Annotated in this window: 17 protein-coding genes; 10 read left to right on the top strand and 7 right to left on the bottom strand. The window is 64.6% G+C overall.

Going from position 1 to position 17,756, the window contains the following annotated elements; translation table 11 throughout:
• Positions 1-71 precede the first annotated feature (71 nt).
• From DID99_RS22005 to DID99_RS21965, 7 genes are all read right to left on the bottom strand, one after another.
• Positions 72-1,616, bottom strand: coding sequence for a 2-isopropylmalate synthase (locus DID99_RS22005; protein ID WP_044844671.1), 1,545 nt, complete (start codon positions 1,614-1,616; stop codon positions 72-74).
• Positions 1,617-1,940: 324 nt separating this feature from the next.
• Complete coding sequence (pssA, locus tag DID99_RS21995) at positions 1,941-2,813, bottom strand: CDP-diacylglycerol--serine O-phosphatidyltransferase (RefSeq protein WP_044844672.1); 873 nt, start codon at positions 2,811-2,813, stop codon at positions 1,941-1,943.
• Positions 2,814-2,828: 15 nt separating this feature from the next.
• Positions 2,829-3,473, bottom strand: a complete 645-nt coding sequence (locus DID99_RS21990; RefSeq protein WP_039370565.1) for a phosphatidylserine decarboxylase — start codon at positions 3,471-3,473, stop codon at positions 2,829-2,831.
• Positions 3,474-3,601: 128 nt separating this feature from the next.
• The gene (gene ltrA / locus DID99_RS21985; protein WP_124667542.1) at positions 3,602-5,302 is read right to left on the bottom strand and encodes a group II intron reverse transcriptase/maturase; all 1,701 of its coding nucleotides are present in this window, start codon (positions 5,300-5,302) and stop codon (positions 3,602-3,604) included.
• Positions 5,303-6,480: 1,178 nt separating this feature from the next.
• The gene (ilvC, locus tag DID99_RS21975) at positions 6,481-7,497 is read right to left on the bottom strand and encodes a ketol-acid reductoisomerase (RefSeq protein ID WP_044844673.1); all 1,017 of its coding nucleotides are present in this window, start codon (positions 7,495-7,497) and stop codon (positions 6,481-6,483) included.
• A 104-nt stretch (positions 7,498-7,601) separates the two neighbouring features.
• Positions 7,602-8,093: an acetolactate synthase small subunit gene (gene ilvN, locus DID99_RS21970; RefSeq protein ID WP_034207977.1), complete on the bottom strand. Its 492-nt coding sequence runs from the start codon at positions 8,091-8,093 to the stop codon at positions 7,602-7,604.
• A 112-nt stretch (positions 8,094-8,205) separates the two neighbouring features.
• Positions 8,206-9,969 carry an acetolactate synthase 3 catalytic subunit gene (locus DID99_RS21965; RefSeq protein WP_044844674.1) on the bottom strand — a complete coding sequence of 588 codons (1,764 nt, stop codon included), beginning with the start codon at positions 9,967-9,969 and terminating at the stop codon, positions 8,206-8,208.
• 352 nt (positions 9,970-10,321) lie between these two features.
• Here DID99_RS21965 and DID99_RS21960 point away from each other — a divergent pair, with 352 nt between their 5' ends.
• The 10 genes from DID99_RS21960 to DID99_RS21915 all read left to right on the top strand — a co-directional run bounded on the left by DID99_RS21960 (position 10,322) and on the right by DID99_RS21915 (position 17,724).
• A complete protein-coding gene (locus DID99_RS21960) occupies positions 10,322-10,885 on the top strand; it encodes an RNA polymerase sigma factor (protein ID WP_040144687.1) in 564 nt (187 codons plus the stop codon).
• Positions 10,882-11,307 (top strand): DUF3619 family protein, encoded by a 426-nt coding sequence (locus tag DID99_RS21955; RefSeq protein WP_044844675.1) that lies wholly within the window; start codon positions 10,882-10,884, stop codon positions 11,305-11,307. Before DID99_RS21960 ends, DID99_RS21955 begins: the two co-directional genes overlap by 4 nt.
• 30 nt (positions 11,308-11,337) lie before the next feature.
• Entirely contained in the window at positions 11,338-12,099 is a 762-nt protein-coding gene (locus tag DID99_RS21950; RefSeq protein WP_124487224.1) for a DUF3106 domain-containing protein, read from the top strand.
• A gap of 6 nt (positions 12,100-12,105) precedes the next feature.
• The gene (locus DID99_RS21945) at positions 12,106-12,618 is read left to right on the top strand and encodes an RDD family protein (protein WP_124667540.1); all 513 of its coding nucleotides are present in this window, start codon (positions 12,106-12,108) and stop codon (positions 12,616-12,618) included.
• Between the two features lie 259 nt (positions 12,619-12,877).
• On the top strand, positions 12,878-13,816 hold the full coding sequence (locus DID99_RS21940) for a UDP-2,3-diacylglucosamine diphosphatase (protein WP_044844678.1): 939 nt from the start codon (positions 12,878-12,880) through the stop codon (positions 13,814-13,816).
• 30 nt (positions 13,817-13,846) lie between these two features.
• Positions 13,847-14,881 (top strand): glycosyltransferase family 1 protein, encoded by a 1,035-nt coding sequence (locus DID99_RS21935; RefSeq protein ID WP_124522482.1) that lies wholly within the window; start codon positions 13,847-13,849, stop codon positions 14,879-14,881.
• Positions 14,878-15,414 (top strand): diacylglycerol kinase, encoded by a 537-nt coding sequence (locus DID99_RS21930; RefSeq protein ID WP_044844680.1) that lies wholly within the window; start codon positions 14,878-14,880, stop codon positions 15,412-15,414. Before DID99_RS21935 ends, DID99_RS21930 begins: the two co-directional genes overlap by 4 nt.
• Positions 15,415-15,606: 192 nt before the next feature.
• On the top strand, positions 15,607-16,362 hold the full coding sequence (locus DID99_RS21925; protein WP_044844681.1) for a TetR/AcrR family transcriptional regulator: 756 nt from the start codon (positions 15,607-15,609) through the stop codon (positions 16,360-16,362).
• Positions 16,359-16,940 carry a TIGR00730 family Rossman fold protein gene (locus tag DID99_RS21920; RefSeq protein WP_124571642.1) on the top strand — a complete coding sequence of 194 codons (582 nt, stop codon included), beginning with the start codon at positions 16,359-16,361 and terminating at the stop codon, positions 16,938-16,940. Before DID99_RS21925 ends, DID99_RS21920 begins: the two co-directional genes overlap by 4 nt.
• 22 nt (positions 16,941-16,962) lie before the next feature.
• Positions 16,963-17,724 carry an SDR family oxidoreductase gene (locus DID99_RS21915; protein WP_124667539.1) on the top strand — a complete coding sequence of 254 codons (762 nt, stop codon included), beginning with the start codon at positions 16,963-16,965 and terminating at the stop codon, positions 17,722-17,724.
• The last annotated feature ends 32 nt before the right edge of the window (positions 17,725-17,756 follow it).

The following is a 17,756-nucleotide window of genomic DNA, read 5'->3' as shown; positions in this document are numbered from 1 at the left end:
TGAAAAACGCCCCGCGCGGCGCGAGGCCGCTCGGGGCGTTTCGTGTGCTTCGGGCGCTCGACGCGCAGCGCTTACGCGCGCTGCGGGTTGACCTTGTCGTCCTTCGAATGCAGCTTGTTCAGCGCCGAGATGTACGCCTTCGCGGACGCGGCGACGATGTCCGGATCGGTGCCGACACCGTTGACGATCCGCCCGCTCTTCGACAGCCGGACCGTCACTTCGCCCTGCGCCTGCGTGCCGGTCGTGATCGCGTTCACCGAGTACAGCAGCAGTTCGGAACCGCTGCCGACTTCACCCTCGATCGCATTGAACGTCGCGTCGACCGGCCCGTTGCCGCGTGCCTCGCCGGTCACTTCCTTGCCTTCGACCGCGAACACGATCTTCGCCTGTGGCTGCTCGCCCGTCTCCGAACGCTGCGACAGCGACACGAACTTGAAGTGCTCCTGCTCGTGCGCGAGCGCCGATTCTTCCGAGACGATCGCGATGATGTCTTCGTCGAAGATCTCGGCCTTGCGGTCGGCGAGGTCCTTGAAGCGCATGAACGCGGCGTTCAGTTCGGCTTCGCTGTCGAGCGACACGCCGAGCTCCTGCAGGCGCTGCTTGAACGCGTTGCGGCCCGACAGCTTGCCGAGCACGATCTTGTTCGCGGTCCAGCCCACGTCTTCCGCGCGCATGATTTCGTAGGTGTCGCGCGCCTTCAGCACGCCGTCCTGGTGGATGCCCGACGCGTGCGCGAACGCGTTGGCGCCGACCACCGCCTTGTTCGGCTGCACGACGAAACCGGTGATCTGCGACACGAGCTTCGAGGTCGGCACGATCTGCGTCGTGTCGATGCCGACGTCGAGGCCGAAGTAGTCCTTGCGGGTCTTCACGGCCATCACGATTTCCTCGAGCGACGTGTTGCCCGCGCGCTCGCCGAGACCGTTGATCGTGCACTCGACCTGGCGCGCGCCGCCGATCTTCACGCCGGCGAGCGAGTTGGCCACCGCCATCCCGAGATCGTTGTGGCAATGCACGGAGAAGATCGCCTTGTCCGAGTTCGGAATGCGTTCGCGCAGCGTCTTCACGAGGTTGCCGTAGAGCTCCGGCACGCCGTAGCCGACCGTGTCGGCGATGTTGATCGTCGTCGCCCCCTCGGCGATCACCGCTTCCAGCACGCGGCACAGGAAGTCGAGATCCGAACGGCTGCCGTCTTCCGGCGAGAATTCGACGTTGTCGGTGAACTTGCGCGCGAAGCGCACCGCGAGGCGCGCCTGCTCGAACACCTGGTCCGGCGTCATGCGCAGCTTCTTTTCCATGTGCAGCGGCGACGTCGCGATGAACGTGTGGATCCGCGAGCTGTTGGCCGGCTTCAGCGCGTCGGCCGCACGCTGGATGTCCTTGTCGTTGGCGCGCGCCAGCGAGCAGATCGTGCTGTCCTTCACGAGACCGGCGATCGTGTGGATCGCGTCGAAGTCGCCGTTCGAGCTGGCCGCGAAACCGGCCTCGATCACGTCGACCTTCATCCGCTCGAGATGCTTCGCGATGCGGATTTTCTCTTCCTTCGTCATCGACGCGCCGGGCGATTGTTCACCGTCACGCAACGTCGTATCGAAAATGATCAGCTTGTCTGTCATGGGGGGCTCCAGGGCTCTTTATACGGGAATCGAACGTAATGAGATCGCGCCACCGCTGGCGACGCTCAACAACAGACGAGGCTTGACGGAGGGCGAGAACGGTCAGCGCGGCAGGCGCGCCAAAGCTAGCGCGCGTAGCGGCGCACCGGCTAGAAGGAGGGAGAGGCGGGGAAATGCAGTCATGCCGAAGACTATAGCGACATTCCGTCGGGTGCGCAATCGGACGGCACCCGGGATACCGGGCTCCGACGCACGAAAAAGGGGCAAATGAAAACGGCGGCCCGGAATCATCTCCGAGGCCGCCGTTTCCGGACAGGTTGCGCGTCAGTGGTCGCGTTGCGACGAGCGCGCGGGATTCGCCCGTCCGCGCACGGCCATGTAGGCCCAGAACACGTAGCCGGACAGCCCGTACAGCACGAACAGGCAGAACAGCATCAGCGGCGGATCGGACGACACGAGCACGAACGCGACGACGACCAGCAGGATCGCCGCGAACGGCACGCGGTGCCGCACGTCGAGCGCCTTGCCGCTGTAGAACGGCGCGTTCGACACCATCGTCACGCCCGCATAGATCGTCAGTGCGAACGCGACCCACGGCAGCCAGCCGAGCTTCATCGGCACGCGGTTGTCGGTCGCGAGCCAGACGAAGCCGGCGATCAGCGCGGCGGCGGCCGGGCTCGGCAGCCCCTGGAAGAAGCGCTTGTCGACGCTGCCGATGTTCGTGTTGAAGCGCGCGAGACGCAGCGCGGCGCCCGAGCAATAGACGAACGCGGCGAGCCAGCCCCAGCGGCCGAGATCCTTCAGCACCCACTCGTACATCACGAGCGCGGGCGCGACGCCGAACGACACCATGTCCGACAGGCTGTCGAACTGTTCGCCGAACGCGCTTTGCGTATGCGTCATGCGCGCGACGCGCCCGTCCATCCCGTCGAGCACCATCGCGACGAAGATCGCGATCGCGGCGATCTCGAAGCGCACGTTCATCGCCTGCACGACCGCAAAGAAGCCGCAGAACAGCGCGGCGGTCGTGAATGCGTTCGGCAGCAGGTAGATGCCACGCGTCTTCAGGAACCGCTGGCGCGCGGCGCGGCGGCTCTCGAGCGGCGCGGGATCGGGCGCCATTCCCTTGTTGCGGCGGAACGGACGTGGCGTCTGGCCGGAGCCGTTACGCGGCCGACGCGGTTTGAATGCGGCCATCGTGCGCCCCGCCGCTTACTGTTCGAGCTCGGCGAGGATCGTCGACGACGCGTAGACCTTCTCGCCGATCGACACCTTCGCGCGGCTGCCGAGCGGCAGATACACGTCGACGCGCGAACCGAAGCGGATGAACCCGTAGCGCTGGCCGCGCGACAGCGGCTCGCCGGCGCGCACGTAGCAGAGGATCCGGCGGGCGACGAGGCCGGCGATCTGCACGGCGGTGACGGTCTTGCCGCTCGCCGTCTGGATCACGACCGCATTGCGCTCGTTCTCGGTCGACGCCTTGTCGATCGCCGCGTTCAGGAACGCGCCCGGGAAGTACTCGACCTTGGAGATCGCGCCGTCGACCGGCGAACGCTGCGAGTGAACGTTGAAGACATTCATGAACACGCTGATCTTCAGCGCTTCGCGGTTCGCGTACGGATCCTGCGTGGTCTCGACCGCGACGATGCGGCCGTCGGCCGGGCACAGCACCGCATTCGGCTGCGCCGGGATCGGGCGCTGCGGATCGCGGAAGAACTGGACGACGAAGACGAGCAGCAGCCAGAACGGCCACGCGAAGCCGAAGCCCCCGACGGCGTGGATCAACAACGCGATGACGGCTGCAATCGCGATGAACGGCCAGCCTTCGCGCGCGATGATCGGATGAGGATAGTTCATGGGTTCGTTCGGTGTTCGGTGAATTGGTAGGGTAGCCCCCTCTCCTTGCGGAGAAGGGGCCCCCTAGGAACCGTACGTGCGAGTTTCCCCGCATACGGCTCGAGCCTACATGTAGATCAAAGTCCGACCTAGGGTCGGACCGGCTTAGTTACCGCAATTTTACCGGCGTGCACCTGCCGGTGACAGTCGGGGTGAAGCAAAACCCGGTTGGACAGAGCATCGGTGCCGCCATGCATCCGGTATTCCAGATGATGGTCATGCCATCCCGTCTCGTCCGATAGGGCACTGCCACAGTGCGCGCACAACCCGCCCTGCGACATGTACAGGCTCGCCCATTGTTTTCGGTAGCGCATGGTGTCTCCCATTCGCTCCTGCCGCAATAGCTCGCCGTACTGCTCCCACTCCGGATCAAAGGGGTTGTAGCCGCCCTTGATCTTCTTGTGCCGTTTGATTTCCGTACCACTGAGGTGGTACAGCTCATTCAGCCCCTGACTACCGTCTTCGCGAACCGCTCGGACAGCGAATACCCAGTGTCGAGTTCCAACCGTGTGGAAATATTTCTTTCTCACCCAGTCAACCCTCTTCTTCGGATGCCGCCTCCTCGCCCACCGCCAGAGCCTCTGAAAGACCAAAGACTCCATGCGGCTGTACGCCTGCTTTGCCACCACGGGGCGGTGATACTGCGCCCACCCTCGTAGCATCGGACTCAGCAATCGAATCAAGTCCGACTGCTTTGCCGCCTTGTTGCCGCCGATCGTTTCCGCAACCTTGCGATAGAACGTCTGCACGTTCTTCTTGCTCGGCTTGATGAGTAGCGTTCCCGAGTACTTCCGGAAATTCCACCCAAGGAAATCGAAGCCTTCGTCAATGTGCACGATGCGCGTCTTCTCCTCGGAAAGTTGCAGTCCTCGCTGCGCAAGGAATGCCTCAACCCAAGGCTTGACCTCGCTCGCCAGTATCTCTTGCGAGTCACCGGTGATCACGAAGTCGTCTGCGTACCGCACTGCATTCACTTTCAACTTCTTGGCCTTCGCGATCCCGAATCTCGCACGCAAGTGCTCGATCAGTTCACGCTCCAACCCGTTCAGCGTCACGTTGGCCAGCGTCGGGGAAATGATGCCTCCCTGTGGCGTACCGGCCTCAGTCGCCTGTAGCTGCCCCTTGTAAATCAGGCCAGCCTTCAACCACTTCCGGAGGATCTCCTTGTCCATCGGGACATGGTTCACCAGCCAGTCATGGTTGATGTAGTCGAAGCAACCTTTGATGTCCGCCTCTAGGACCCATTGGGCCGAAGCCTTCTGAGACAGAGAGACAAACAACTGCGACATAGCGTCAGCCGTCGAGCGGTTGATCCGAAACCCATATGAGTTCGGGTCGCTCGTCGATTCCGACACCGGCTCAAGAGCCAGCAAGTACAGGGCTTGCATCGCCCTGTCCCGCATGGTCGGTATGCCCAGAGGGCGTAACTTCCCATTGGCCTTGGGGATAAAGACTCTCCGTAATGGCAGAGGCTTGTATCCGCGCCGCTTCAACTTGCCGACAGCTTCCCATCGGCTCTCAGGCGTGTCCCATAGTTCGCGATCGACTCCAGCCGTTCGCGCACCTTGGTTTTGCGTAACACGTCGTACCGCGTACAACTTCGCGGACAACGTGCGGGTCAGCATCCGTTGCAGGGCTTTCACCCTGCGCCCGTCACCTTCCCGCGTTGCCTTCGCAATTCGAATCTGCATCCCTCTCACGTTCCGTTCCACGCGACGCCAATCGACGTCGTGCCAGTGATCCGGCGCGTGGGAGAGCGCAGACCCACCCTCACGGGCAGATACTCTCATGCTGCTCTCCTGCTCAAAGAAGTGAATCCCTTCGCGGAAAGCAACACGCCCCTTGTGGGAGCGTTTTGCTCCCACAAGGGAAAAGAACAACACTGATGGCTAAGAAGCCACCAGCAATCACAGTTTCAGCTTGAGGGTTAGTCAGCCGTCTTGCGACGGTAGACCAGACGGAAGTCTGCCCGCTTTCGCGTGAGGTGATGTCTCAACCTCTATCCGGACCATTACAGCCCGGCGTTCGCTTTCTCCGTCCTCCCATACCCGCACTGCCAACAGCGTTCCTCACGGTTCGCCTGCCAACACTCACGCGTTGGCAGCAATACGGGCTTACCACGTTCCCGGCATGTCACACGACCGATTTAGGTTCTGCCTCTCCCCCGGCGGTCCAGCGACGACGTAACCCGAGCTTTGAACGGGTTATCCGACCGCACACCTTTTGGTTCATGCCTGACAGCAGCTTAGGCACTTCCACTACTTACGAGGTTTATCAGCAGTTCACTTACGTTAACCATGTCGGTCAGCCTAGCTCCTTGACCCCATCGCTGCTGGGAGTCTCCACGCACGTGTCTCGCGACTCATGCGTGCCCGAAACTTCCGGAGGCTACATTGTCAGAAGAGCTTCACACCCCACCGTTACCAGTGACGCATGTCTTCCTAGGCTACTGCTGGTCGTACAGCAGGTTCCCTTCACTCACCTTTGCTGCTGGTGAGGCCGAACAATGACACACCGAGCTATCGCTCGTATCGCGCAACGAATCCGTAGCCCGAGGGCGCGGGATTTGCATACTCCACTCCGCTTGGTCAGCGGAGATGAAGCCGCTGACTGGGCGGAACCTGACGGTAATCAGGTCAATGCAATGCGAAGTCCGGCGTAGTTCAGCACACCGGACATCGCCTATGGCGATACCCGGCATACCCATACCGGGTTCGTCTCGTTACCAGAAGTGCAAAGGCTGCCGGGCTTCGTGAGGCCCACATTGCACTTTTCGCGGCTGGTAAGGCTCGTACTGACGCCTCCTTAACACCGCTAGTCGATGTCCCTTACGTTGGGACTGCCCGGACACGAGCGTGCGTGTCGCACCAAAGCCCGTAGGATAGCAAAAGCCGCCCGGGGCACTGCTGCCTTCGGACGGCTTTTTGAAACCGACCCTCCACTCGAAGGGCCGGAGCAGCACGCGTGCTTAGTTCTTCGTCTGGTCGACGAGCTTGTTCTTCGCGATCCACGGCATCATCGCGCGCAGCTTCGCACCGACCTGCTCGATCTGGTGCTCGGCCGTCAGGCGGCGGCGCGACTGCAGCGTCGGGGCGCCTGCCTTGTTCTCGAGGATGAAGCTCTTGGCGTACTCGCCCGTCTGGATGTCGGTCAGGCACTGCTTCATCGCCTTCTTCGTCTCTTCCGTGACGACGCGCGGGCCCGTCACGTACTCGCCGTACTCGGCGTTGTTCGAGATCGAGTAGTTCATGTTCGCGATGCCGCCTTCGTAGATCAGGTCGACGATCAGCTTCAGTTCGTGCAGGCACTCGAAGTACGCCATTTCCGGCGCGTAGCCGGCTTCGACCAGCGTCTCGAAACCTGCCTTGATCAGCTCGACGGTACCGCCGCACAGCACGGCCTGCTCGCCGAACAGGTCGGTTTCGGTCTCTTCACGGAAGTTCGTCTCGATGATGCCGGCACGGCCGCCGCCGTTCGCTGCCGCGTACGACAGCGCGATGTCGCGTGCCGCGCCCGACTTGTTCTGCGCAACCGCGATCAGGTGCGGCACGCCGCCGCCTTGCGAGTACGTGCCGCGCACGGTGTGGCCCGGAGCCTTCGGCGCGATCATGATCACGTCGAGGTCGGCGCGCGGGATCACCTGGCCGTAGTGGACGTTGAAGCCGTGCGCGAATGCCAGCGCCGCGCCCTGCTTGATGTTCGCGTGCACTTCCTTCGCGTACACGTCGGCGATCTGCTCGTCCGGCAGCAGCATCATGACGACGTCCGCGCCCTTCACCGCTTCCGCGACTTCCTTGACCGCGAGGCCTGCGTTTTCAGCCTTGCTCCACGACGCGCCGTCCTTGCGAAGGCCGACCGTCACGTTCACGCCGCTGTCCTTCAGGTTCAGTGCGTGTGCATGGCCTTGCGAGCCGTAGCCGATGATCGTGACTTGCTTGCCCTTGATGAGGGAGAGGTCAGCGTCTTTGTCGTAGAAAACGTTCATGATGGTTCCTTCGCTAATTCAAAAATTCAACAATTCGTTCAGATGGAGTACTGCGGGCCGGGACATGACGGCGCACCCGGCGTGCCTCTTTGGCAATTTCGGCATCACACCTTCAGGATGCGCTCGCCGCGTCCGATGCCGGAGCTGCCGGTACGCACGGTCTCTAGGATCGCGGTGGCGTCCAGCCCCTGGATGAATGCGTCGAGCTTGTCGCTCGCGCCCGTCAATTCGATCGTGTAGGTCTTTTCGGTCACGTCGATGATGCGGCCGCGGAAAATGTCCGACATCCGCTTCATTTCTTCGCGCTCCTTGCCCACTGCACGTACCTTGATCAGCATCAGCTCGCGTTCGATGTGTGCACCGTCGGTCAGGTCCACCACTTTCACCACCTCGATCAGGCGGTTCAGATGCTTCGTGATCTGTTCGATCACGTCGTCGGAGCCAATGGAAACGATGGTGAGCCGCGACAGCGATTGGTCTTCGGTCGGCGCCACCGTCAAGGTTTCGATGTTGTAGCCGCGTGCGGAAAACAGACCGACCACGCGCGACAGCGCGCCCGGTTCGTTTTCCAGCAGGACGGAAATGATGTGTCTCATGTTCGCTTCTTCCAGAATGTGTCCGTGTCGATTCACTCGCGCCGCGCGCCGCCCGGTGCCGCACCGCCCTTCGTGAAGGCGGCCGCTCCCGGCCTGGACGCGCGTCGCGCCGTTACAGATCTTCCGATCCGAGCAGCATCTCGGTGATGCCTTTGCCGGCCTGTACCATCGGCCAGACGTTTTCGGTCGGATCGGTCTGGAAGTCGAGAAACACGGTGCGGTCCTTCAGGCGCAGCGCTTCCTTCAGCGCCGGCTCCACATCCGAGGTCTTTTCGATCCGCATGCCGACATGGCCGTACGCTTCGGCGAGCTTCACGAAATCGGGCAGCGCATCCATGTACGAATGCGAATAGCGCTTGCTGTATTCGATCTGCTGCCACTGGCGGACCATGCCCAGATAGCGGTTGTTCAGCGAAATGATCTTCACGGGCGTGTCGTACTGCAGGCAGGTCGACAGTTCCTGGATGCACATCTGGATCGAGCCTTCGCCCGTGATGCACAGCACGTCGTCGTCCGGGTGCGCCATCTTGACGCCCATCGCTGCCGGCAGGCCGAAGCCCATCGTGCCGAGGCCGCCGGAGTTGATCCAGCGACGCGGCTTGTTGAAACGGTAGAACTGCGCGGCCCACATCTGGTGCTGGCCGACGTCCGAGCACACGAACGCGTTGCCGTCCGTCAGCTCCCACGCCTTCTCGACCACGTACTGCGGCTTGATGATCTCGCTGTCGCGGTCGAACTTCAGGCAGTCTTTCGCGCGCCAGCTTTCGATGTCCTTCCACCATTGCGCGAGCGCGTCGGTGTCGGGACCGTGCTCGGCCGTCTGCAACTGCTCGATCAGTTCCTTCAGCACCTCCTTCACGTCGCCGACGATCGGGATGTCGACCTTCACGCGCTTCGAGATCGACGATGGGTCGATGTCGATGTGGATGATCTTGCGCGGACGCGACGCGAAGTGCGCCGGGTCGCCGATCACGCGGTCGTCGAAGCGCGCGCCGATCGCGATCAGCACGTCACAGTGCTGCATCGCCATGTTCGCTTCGTAGGTGCCGTGCATGCCGAGCATGCCGAGGAATTTCTTGTCCGACGCGCGATAGCCGCCGAGGCCCATCAGCGTGTTCGTGACCGGGTAGCCGAGCAGGTCGGCGAACTGGTTCAGTTCGCGTGCCGCATCGGCGAGGATGATGCCGCCGCCCGTGTAGATATAGGGACGCTTCGCCGACAGCAGCAGCGACACGGCCTTGCGGATCTGGCCCGAATGGCCCTTCGTGACGGGGTTGTACGAGCGCAGCGACACGCTCTTGACCGGCTCGTACTGGCACGGCGTCTTCGAGATGTCCTTCGGGATGTCGATCAGCACCGGGCCCGGACGGCCGGTGCGGGCGATGTAGAACGCCTTCTTGACGGTTTCCGCGAGGTCGCGCACGTCCTTCACGAGGAAGTTGTGCTTCACGCACGGACGCGTGATGCCGACCGTATCGCATTCCTGGAACGCGTCCTGGCCGATCGCGGCAGTCGGCACCTGGCCGCTGATCACGACCATCGGGATCGAATCCATGTAGGCCGTCGCGATGCCGGTCACCGCATTGGTGACACCGGGGCCGGACGTCACGAGACAGACGCCGACATTGCCGGTGGAACGCGCATATGCATCGGCTGCGTGCACGGCCGCCTGTTCGTGGCGCACCAGCACGTGCTGAATCTTGTCCTGCTTGTAAAGCTCGTCGTAGATGTAGAGTACCGAGCCGCCGGGGTAGCCCCAGATGAATTCGACGTTCTCGTCGGCCAGTGCCTTCATGAGCACGGTGGCGCCGATGGAGTCGCTATCGGGAGGGGAAAGGGGTTCCGACGTGGAGAATTCCGCGCTGGGCATGTTCATTTTGACCTTTCGAATTTTCGGCAAAAAATTGATCGGGTGCTCTCTGCCGGGCTTGTGGCTCGGGTTCAAGCGGCGCGTCCAGTTTGAAGGGCGGGCTTCTTGGGCCAGCCTCAAATGAGACCATCACTTCATGTTGCGAATCGCTGACGATAGCGGGTCATGATTGGGTCGTCAAGCAAAATATCCCGCAGCGCATCATGCGCCCCGCCCGGCGGGCCGCGGACGCGGCTCGCATGCAACGGGGCGAGCCGCAACCGGTGCCAAGTCGCGCGAAAATTTGTTAGCATCCGCGGGTTTTACGAAATTTTTCGACCTTTCACACGCCGCAGTCCGCAGCGCATACCTTTACGGAATGGCATCAGACAAGGAACTCGCCGACTTTCTGGCGGGCGTCGAAAGGCGCGCGTTCAAGCAGGCTGCGTACGCCGTGCGTGACGACGATGCGTCGCTCGACATCGTGCAGGACGCGATGATCAAGCTGGCGGAGAAATACGGCGACCGGCCGGCGGCCGAACTGCCGCTGCTGTTCCAGCGGATCCTGCAGAACGCGATCCACGACTGGTTCCGCCGGCAGAAGGTCCGCAATACCTGGGTCACGCTGTTCTCGTCGCTCAACAATACGGACGACGAGGACTTCGATCCGCTGGAAACGCTCGAGTCAGCGGACGACAATGCAGGTGTCGAGAGCACCGAGCACCGCCTCGAGCGGGAGCAGGTTCTGGCCCTGATCGACGAAGAAATCCAGAAACTTCCGACGCGTCAACGGGAAGCGTTCCTGATGCGTTATTGGGAAGATATGGATGTCGCCGAGACTGCCGCCGCAATGGGGTGCTCCGAAGGCAGCGTCAAGACGCACTGCTCGCGAGCCACCCATGCCCTGGCGCAAGCGCTCAAGGCCAAAGGAATCACGCTATGAGCTCCGCTCCCGTAAATCGAGAACACGAATTCGCGCTGAAGGTCCGCCGCGCACTGGACGAACGTGCCGCGGCGCTGCCTGCCGCGACCACCGATCGTCTGGCCGTCGCGCGCCGGGCCGCGCTCGCGCGCAAGAAGCCGGAAGCCGCCACCGCGCCGGTGTTCGTGCCCGCCTTCGCCGGTGCCGCCGCCGCATACGGCACGCCGCCCGCGAGCCGTCCGCAGACGTCGTTCGCGCGCCGCCTGCTGCGCGCGTGGCCGCTCGCGCTGCTGCTCGCGGGACTCGTCGGCATCGCGTACTGGGAAGACATGCAGCGCACCGCCGAACTCGCCGACATCGACGCGGCGATGCTCAGCGACGACCTGCCGCTCAACGCGTATCTCGATCACGGGTTCAACGCGTATCTTTCGCACACACGCTAACAAACAGACAATAACGAGGGGATCGCACGGGTGAGTCAGAAACGCGGCCTGGCCGTATTTTTCGGATGCGTGATCGCGATCGCCATTTCCTACGTCGCCACCTATTCCCGATTCAACCCGCCCCCCGCGACGGTCTCCGCCGCGGCCAGCAGCGCGCCCGCGCCGACCTCGGCCGCGGCCGGCCTGACCACCGAACTCGCCCCGCTGCCCCTGCCGCTGCCGGCCGCCAACGGCCCGCTGTCGTGGGCGCGCCTGACGCCCGCGCAACGCGCGGCACTCGCGCCGTTCGCCGATCAGTGGGATGGCTTCAGCGATGCGCGCAAGCGCAAATGGCTGAAGATCGCGTCCCGTTTCGCGAAATTGACGCCCGATGAGCAGAAGCACCTGCAGGACAGGATGTCCGAGTGGGCGCGGATGACGCCCGAGCAGCGCCGCGTCGCGCGCGAGAATTACCAGAGCGCGAAGGAGCTTTCCGCGCAGGCGCGCGAGCGCGCATGGAAGGCCTACCAGCAACTGCCCGAAGAACAGAAGCAGCGCCTCGCCGCGACCGAGCGCCGGCGCCGGCCGAGCGTCGTCAGCGCGCCGCCGACCGTCGCCGACCGCGACGTGCGCCGCCTCGTCAATTCGCACGAACATCCGGCGAGCAACCCTGTTGCGGCACCGGCGCCCGCATCGGTCGGCGCCGGCGCGCCGCCGGTGACCGCATCGGCCACGTCCGGCACCGCCCCCGCACCCGCGACCGTCACGCCCGTGTCGCCGGCCGACGCGCCGTCGATGTTCAAGGGTTCCTGACCCGCCGTGGCAAGCGCCCCCGCACCCGAGGCCCGGGCCGTCGCCGCCGCGCCGTCCGTGCGGCGGCGCCTCGCGGCGATGCTGTACGAAGCCGTGCTGCTGTTCGGCGTCGTATTCTTCGCCGCCCTCGCCTTCAGCCTCGCGACGCAGCAGCGCAACGGCCTCGTCCATCACAACCTGCTCGCCGCGTGGATCGCACTCGTCGTCGGCGCGTACTTCGTCTGGTTCTGGACCCATGGCGGCCAGACGCTGCCGATGAAGACCTGGCGGCTGCGGCTCGAGTCGTCGAGCGGCCGGCCGCTGAACGCCGGCCACGCGCTCGTCCGCTACGCGTTCGGCTGGCTGTGGTTCCTGCCGCCGCTCGCACTGCATCCGCTCCTCGGCCTGTCGGTGCCCGTCACGCTCGCGCTCGCCGCCGCATGGATCGTCGTATGGGCCGGCGCCGCCCGCCTGCATAGCGATCGCCAGTTTCCGCACGACCGCATCGCCCGCACGCGCGTCGTCGCGATTCCGCGCTGACCGCGCGGTTCGCGTGATCGCGGGACGGCTCCGCGTATCCGCGCATTCATCAGACAAAATCACTCGAAACCGCCCGCACGCCCGCCCCGCGAGGCGTGCACGGTAACGGCAGGCCGGTCGGTTCGGCAGATTACGCAACACCGCCACATTCACTGCTAAATACGCCGCGACGACAGTAATAAGAACGTCTCGTGACTGTCACGGCATGGTCACGCGCGCATGGCGCAATGCCGGTAATGTCAACCGGCGCGAGTCATGCATGGGCCAGAAAACGTCCGCGACCTCCCTGTTCCGTCAACCGCTCGGCGCCCGCGCCGTCACCGCCTTCCTGTCCGGCTCGGCCGCAACCGATGCCCTTTCGCCGCACGAACCGGCGGCCGCACACGTCACGCAGCGCGACGACCCCGAGCCGTCCACGCATCGCTACCGCACGATCTGGCTGTCCGACATCCATCTCGGCTCGAGCGGCTGCCAGGCGCCGTACCTGCTCGATTTCCTGCGCCACAACGATTCGGAATACCTGTACCTCGTCGGCGACATCATCGACGGCTGGCAGCTGAAGAAGGGCTGGTACTGGCCGCAGGCGCACAACGACGTCGTGCAGAAGGTACTGCGCAAGGCGCGCAAGGGCACGCAGGTCGTCTACATCCCGGGCAACCACGACGAAGGCGCGCGGCAGTTCTGCGACCTCGCATTCGGCGACATCCAGGTGCGCGGCGAGGCGTTCCACACGACGCTCGCCGGCAAACGTTTGTGGATCGTGCACGGCGACCTGTTCGACGGCGTGATCCAGCACGCGAAATGGCTCGCGTATCTCGGCGACACGCTCTACACGCTGATCCTCGTGCTGAACCGCTGGTTCAACCGGATCCGCAGCCGGCTCGGGTTCCAGTACTGGTCGCTGTCACAGTACCTGAAGCACCAGGTGAAGAACGCGGTGAACTTCATCTCGCAGTTCGAGACCGTGATGACCGACGAGGCGCGCCGCCGCGGCTGCGACGGCGTCGTGTGCGGGCACATCCACAAGGCGGAGATCCGCGACATCGACGGCGTGCTGTACTGCAACGACGGCGACTGGGTCGAGAGCCTGTCCGCGCTCGTCGAGACGATGGAAGGCGAACTGAAGGTCGTCTACTGGACGGCGATGCGCACCGCGCCGTCCGCTGCCCCGTCGCGCAAGGCCAAGGCCACTGCCTGACACAACTCCACTTACAGGACACATGCCGCGATGAAGATCATGATCGTCACCGACGCGTGGGAACCGCAGGTCAACGGCGTCGTGCGCACGCTGAAGAGCACCACCCGCGAACTCACCGCGCTCGGCCACCGGGTCGAAATGCTGACGCCGCTGGAATTCCGCACGGTGCCCTGCCCGACCTACCCCGAGATCCGCCTGTCGATCCTGCCGTACCGCAAGCTGCGCGCGCGGATCGATGCGTTCGCACCCGATGCGCTGCACATCGCGACCGAAGGCCCGCTCGGCCTCGCCGCGCGACGCTATGCGCGCGCGCGCAAGCTGCCGTACACGACCGCGTATCACACGCGCTTTCCGGAATACGTGCAGGCGCGCTTCGGGATTCCGCTGTCGGCGACCTACAAGTTCCTGCACTGGTTCCACGGGCCGTCGCTCGCGGTGATGGCGCCGACCCCGGTCGTGAAGCAGGACCTCGAGAAGTTCGGCTTCACGAACGTCGTGCTGTGGACGCGCGGCGTCGATCTCGACATCTTCCGGCCGATGGAGTCGAAGGTGCTCAACACTGCCCGGCCGATCTTCCTGTACGTGGGCCGCGTCGCGATCGAGAAGAACGTCGAGGCATTCCTGCGCCTCGACCTGCCCGGCTCGAAGTGGGTCGCGGGCGAAGGTCCGGCGCTCGCCGAGCTGAAGTCGCGCTACCCGGAAGCGAACTATCTTGGCGTACTGTCGCAAGCCGAGCTCGCCAAGGTGTATGCTGCGGCCGACGTGTTCGTGTTCCCGAGTCGCACCGACACGTTCGGCCTCGTGCTGCTGGAGGCGCTCGCGTGCGGCACGCCGGTCGCCGCCTACCCCGTCACGGGCCCGATCGACGTGCTCGGCGGGGGCGATGCCGGCGCGATGCACGAAGACCTGCAGGAAGCCTGCCTGGAGGCGCTGAAGATCGAACGCGAAACGGCCCGCGCGTGGGCCGAACGCTTCTCGTGGCGCGCGGCGTCCGAGCAGTTCGCGTCGCATCTGAAGCCGCTGCCGAAGACTGCGTACTCGCCCGCCGAAGGTGCCGCCGTTTGAAACGAGACCTGAACGACAAGACCCCGTCCCCTGCCATCACGGCGCCACTGCATCGTCCGTTCGACGAAGAAGAGCCGCACGCCGACGCGGACGTGCACCCGCACGAACCGCTCGGCCCCGACGATCGCCTGGCGCCGCTGCCGCCGAACCCGTACAAGCGCCACCGCGGCATCACGCGCGCGTGGTACGCGCTCAAGCATTCGCTGAACGGGTTTCGCGTCGCGATCCGCGAGGAGAGCGCGTTTCGCCAGGAGCTCACGCTCGCCGCGCTGATGCTGCCGATCGGTGCGTTCTCACCGGTCCCCGCCGCATCGCGCGCGCTGCTGATCGCGTCGGTGCTGCTCGTGCTGATCGTCGAGCTGCTGAACTCGAGCGTCGAGGCTGCGATCGACCGCATCTCGCTCGAGCGCCACGAATTGTCGAAGCGCGCGAAGGATCTCGGCAGCGCGGCGGTCACGGTCGCGCTGTTCGCGTGCGTGACGACGTGGGGCTTCGTGCTCGGGCCGGTGATCGCCCGCTGGCTCGGCTTCTAGCAACCCCCGCGACGCCGCCCGCGTGCGGCGGCGCACCATGCGTGGAACGCATCGCGATCACGAAATGCGCCCGATGCAAGGAAACCGCGGTTTATAATCGTCCGCCAGACTTAGAACAGCAACCCGCGCCGGACGAATCCCGCAGCATCGATTGCAGCGCCCGCCAGTCCGGCACACACAGGGCCGGACGACATGGAAGCGAAACCTCCCCGCCGCACCCGCGAACGGATTCTCGAGTTGTCGTTGAAACTCTTCAACGAGATCGGCGAGCCGAACGTCACGACCACGACGATCGCCGAGGAAATGGAAATCAGTCCAGGCAACCTGTACTACCATTTCCGCAACAAGGACGACATCATCAACAGCATCTTCGCGCAGTTCGAGCAGCAGATCGAACGGCGGCTGCGCTTCCCCGAAGATCACCGTCCGACGATCGACGAGACCTGGTCGTACCTGCAGTACATGGCCGATTTCATGTGGACCTACCGGTTCCTGTATCGCGACCTCAACGACCTGCTCGCGCGCAACCGCACGCTCGAGACGCACTTCAAGCAGATCATCAGTCACAAGGTGCGCTTCGCGCACGAGATGTGCGAACTGCTCGTGTCCGACGCCGAAATGGTCGCGACGCCCGCCGAGATCGAAGTCATCGCCACCAACATGGCGGTGATCTCGACGTACTGGCTGTCGTATCAGTACGTGATGCACCCGCGCAAGTACAACGACCAGGACGCGATCCGCGAAGAGCTGCACCAGGTGAGCATGCACGTGATCTCGATCATGGCCCCGTACCTGCGCGGCCGTTCGCGCCAGCTGTTCGACGATCTCGTCTCCGGCAAGCTGCCCAAGCGCCAGTTCACCGACTACCTGCCGCCGCGCGACGGTTCGCCCCGCCCCGCGGGCAGCCCGGTCGCCGCCAAGCCCGCCGCGAAGGATACGAAACAATGAAGGCAGTCTGTGTTTACTGCGGCTCGTCGTCCGGCGTGCGGCCCGTCTATGCGGACGCCGCGCGCGCATTCGGCCGCGCGCTCGTCAATGCGGGCCTCACGCTCGTCTACGGCGGCGGCCGCGTCGGTTTGATGGGCGTGATCGCCGATGAAGTGATGGCGGCCGGCGGCCGTGCGGTCGGCGTGATCCCCGAGTTGCTCGTCGACAAGGAAGTCGGCCATACCGGGCTGTCCGAGCTGCACGTCGTACCCGACATGCACCACCGCAAGAAGATGATGGCCGACCTGTCCGACGCGTTCGTCGCGATGCCCGGCGGCGCCGGCACGCTCGAGGAATTCTTCGAGGTCTATACGTGGGCGCAGCTCGGTTATCACCGCAAGCCCGTCGCGCTGTACAACATCGATTCGTTCTACGATCCGTTGATCGCGCTGCTGCGCCATACGGTCGACGAAGGCTTCATGCGCCCGGCCTACTTCGACGCACTGTGCATCGACGCCGAACCGGTCGCGCTGATCGAACAGCTGCGCCGCTACCAGCCGCTCGCCCAGGAAAAATGGGCAACCGACGCGGCCAAGTAACGTTCATCAGGAGCCGCACGCGATGCCCGCACCGTCCGAGCGCAAGGCCGTCCTCATCACCGGCGCGAGCCGCGGCATCGGCCGCGCGACCGCCGTGCTCGCGGCCGGGCGCGGCTGGGACGTCGGCATCAACTACGCGCGCGACGCGGCGGCCGCCGAACTGACCGCGCAAGCCGTTCGCGACGCGGGCGCCCGCGCGTGCGTCGTCGCCGGCGACGTCGCGAACGAAGCGGACGTCATCGCGATGTTCGATACGGTCGCGACCGCGTTCGGTCGCCTCGACGCGCTCGTCAACAATGCGGGGATCGTCGCGCCGTCGCTGCCGCTCGCCGACATGCCGGTCGAACGGCTGCGGCGGATGTTCGACACCAACGTGCTCGGCGCCTACCTGTGCGCGCGCGAAGCCGCGCGCCGGCTGTCCACCGATCGCGGCGGGCGCGGCGGCGCGATCGTCAACGTGTCGTCGATCGCGTCCCGGCTCGGCTCGCCGAACGAGTACGTCGACTACGCGGGCTCGAAGGGCGCGGTCGATTCGCTGACGATCGGCCTCGCGAAGGAACTCGGCCCGCACGGCGTACGCGTCAACGCGGTGCGCCCCGGCGTGATCGAGACGGAAATCCACGCGAGCGGCGGCCAGCCGGGCCGCGCGGCACGCCTCGGCGCGCAGACGCCGCTCGGCCGCGCCGGCGAAGCACAGGAGATCGCGGAAGCGATCGTCTGGCTGCTCGGCGACGCGGCGTCTTACACGACGGGCGCCCTGCTCGACGTCGGCGGCGGCCGGTAATCCCGCCCCAAAAGGCGGAAAAACGGCCGACC

Source organism: Burkholderia sp. Bp8986, from assembly GCF_003854225.1.
Taxonomy (GTDB): domain Bacteria; phylum Pseudomonadota; class Gammaproteobacteria; order Burkholderiales; family Burkholderiaceae; genus Burkholderia.
This window is presented reverse-complemented; position numbering and strand designations above follow the sequence as displayed.

Coding starts and splice junctions, on each gene's coding strand:
- DID99_RS21920 (WP_124571642.1), top strand. CDS start 16,359: ATGAAGGCAGTCTGTGTTTACTGCGGCTCGTCGTCCGGCGTGCGGCCC.
- ilvC (WP_044844673.1), bottom strand. CDS start 7,497: ATGAACGTTTTCTACGACAAAGACGCTGACCTCTCCCTCATCAAGGGC.
- ilvN (WP_034207977.1), bottom strand. CDS start 8,093: ATGAGACACATCATTTCCGTCCTGCTGGAAAACGAACCGGGCGCGCTG.
- DID99_RS21925 (WP_044844681.1), top strand. CDS start 15,607: ATGGAAGCGAAACCTCCCCGCCGCACCCGCGAACGGATTCTCGAGTTG.
- DID99_RS21965 (WP_044844674.1), bottom strand. CDS start 9,969: ATGAACATGCCCAGCGCGGAATTCTCCACGTCGGAACCCCTTTCCCCT.
- DID99_RS21915 (WP_124667539.1), top strand. CDS start 16,963: ATGCCCGCACCGTCCGAGCGCAAGGCCGTCCTCATCACCGGCGCGAGC.
- DID99_RS21960 (WP_040144687.1), top strand. CDS start 10,322: ATGGCATCAGACAAGGAACTCGCCGACTTTCTGGCGGGCGTCGAAAGG.
- DID99_RS21955 (WP_044844675.1), top strand. CDS start 10,882: ATGAGCTCCGCTCCCGTAAATCGAGAACACGAATTCGCGCTGAAGGTC.
- ltrA (WP_124667542.1), bottom strand. CDS start 5,302: ATGAGAGTATCTGCCCGTGAGGGTGGGTCTGCGCTCTCCCACGCGCCG.
- DID99_RS22005 (WP_044844671.1), bottom strand. CDS start 1,616: ATGACAGACAAGCTGATCATTTTCGATACGACGTTGCGTGACGGTGAA.
- DID99_RS21940 (WP_044844678.1), top strand. CDS start 12,878: ATGGGCCAGAAAACGTCCGCGACCTCCCTGTTCCGTCAACCGCTCGGC.
- pssA (WP_044844672.1), bottom strand. CDS start 2,813: ATGGCCGCATTCAAACCGCGTCGGCCGCGTAACGGCTCCGGCCAGACG.
- DID99_RS21935 (WP_124522482.1), top strand. CDS start 13,847: ATGAAGATCATGATCGTCACCGACGCGTGGGAACCGCAGGTCAACGGC.
- DID99_RS21990 (WP_039370565.1), bottom strand. CDS start 3,473: ATGAACTATCCTCATCCGATCATCGCGCGCGAAGGCTGGCCGTTCATC.